This is a genomic window from Arthrobacter sp. 2YAF22_2 (genome assembly GCF_052114645.1).
Lineage (GTDB): Bacteria > Actinomycetota > Actinomycetes > Actinomycetales > Micrococcaceae > Arthrobacter.
Genome location: NZ_JBFRFD010000702.1, coordinates 1 through 1,444 on the forward strand (window position 1 = coordinate 1; position 1,444 = coordinate 1,444).

General features: G+C 68.6%; 2 protein-coding genes and 1 pseudogene. 1 reads left to right on the forward strand and 2 read right to left on the reverse strand.

What is annotated here, in order from left to right:
- Positions 1-457, forward strand: a pseudogene (locus AB4Y86_RS18830) (hypothetical protein); the annotation flags it as partial.
- Here the strand turns inward: AB4Y86_RS18830 and AB4Y86_RS18835 are convergent.
- Together AB4Y86_RS18835 and AB4Y86_RS18840 are read right to left on the reverse strand one after the other, a co-directional pair.
- Positions 403-1,257 carry an isoprenyl transferase gene (locus AB4Y86_RS18835; protein ID WP_441403655.1) on the reverse strand — a complete coding sequence of 285 codons (855 nt, stop codon included), beginning with the start codon at positions 1,255-1,257 and terminating at the stop codon, positions 403-405. The pseudogene AB4Y86_RS18830 and the gene AB4Y86_RS18835 sit on opposite strands and share 55 nt — an antisense overlap.
- 20 nt (positions 1,258-1,277) lie before the next feature.
- Positions 1,278-1,444, reverse strand: a 167-nt coding sequence (locus AB4Y86_RS18840) for a DNA repair protein RecO C-terminal domain-containing protein (RefSeq protein WP_441403656.1), incomplete at its 5' end; no start/stop codon positions are given.

Here is a 1,444-nt window from a genome sequence, read left to right on the forward strand (position 1 = left end):
GCCCGGCATGCCCGGCTACTGGGACAGCGTGAGCAGCACGTCCCACGGCGAATGGGACCTGGACCCGCACTGGCGGCCGAGGGCATCGTTCCCGATCCGGCCCGGCTGGACGAAGGCGGTCCTGGCCGGCCACGCGGCCGTGCAGCGGCGGCTTGACATCACTTCACCGGTGTTGGTGATGCTCTCCGGCCGCACCCGGATCCAGGCCGAATGGTCCGAAGCGCTGATGGACGTCGACGCCGTGATCGACGTGGAGGAGACGGCACGCCGGGCCCTAGGGCTGGGCCGCAGGGCCGCGGTCTTCCGCTACCCGGGCGCCATCCACGACGTCTTCCTCTCCCGCCGCGGAGTGCGGGAGGAAGCCTACGGCGACTTGCTGCTCTGGCTGGATCTGTACCGGACTCAGGCCGGGCAGGCCGGAGCGGCCGGCGCCGCGGCGTCCACCGCCCCGCCGTAGCGGCGGTCCCGCCTGGCGTAGATTTCGACGGCGTCCCAGAGGGTGCGGCGGTCCACGTCGGGCCACAGCGTGTCGAGAAAGACGAATTCGGCGTAGGCGGACTGCCAGAGCATGAAGTTGGAGAGCCGCTGTTCGCCGGAGCTGCGCAAGAACAGGTCCACGTCGGGCAGATCGGGCTCGTCCAGATACTTCTGGATGGTCCGTTCGGTGATGGCACCGGGTTTGAGCCGGCCGGCGGCGACCTCTTCGGCGATGGCGGAGACGGCGTCCGCGATTTCCGCCCGGCCACCGTAATTAACACACATGTTCAAGGTGCAGGTGGTGTTGGCCCGGGTGTAATCCTCGGCCTCTTCGAGCTCCCGGATCACGGAGCCCCAAAGCTTGGGCCGCCGCCCGGACCAGCGGATCCGGACGCCCCACTCATCGAGCTGGTTTCGCTGCCGGCGCAGCACGTCCTTGTTAAATCCCATCAGGAACCGTACTTCCTCGGGCGAACGGCGCCAGTTCTCGGTGGAGAACGCGTAGACGCTGACGTGCTCGATGCCCAGTTCGATGGCCCCGGCCATGACGTCAAGCAGGGCGGGCTCGCCCGCCTTGTGGCCCTCGATACGGGGCAGCCCGCGCTGGTTGGCCCAGCGCCCGTTGCCGTCCATCACGATCGCGACGTGCCGGGGAATGAACTCGGCGGGGATGGCGGGCGGGACGGCACCGGAGGCATGCGGGTAGGGCGCCACCACCGGGGTGCTCCGCCGGCGGACGCCCGGCTGCTTCGCCTGGCTCTTCTCCAGGTTCTTTCCCAAGCTTCTTCCCAATGCCACTTTTACGTTCGCTCCACATGTTTGAGGGATTTCAGGACACGTTCCAGATGCCACTGCAGGTAGCTTGCCACCAGCCCGGCCGCTTCGCGGCGGTGCACTGGCTGGGACGCGTCCGCGGCCGGCCAGTTGCCGGTCAGCAGCGCTCCCAGCAGCAGCACTGTCTCCGCCG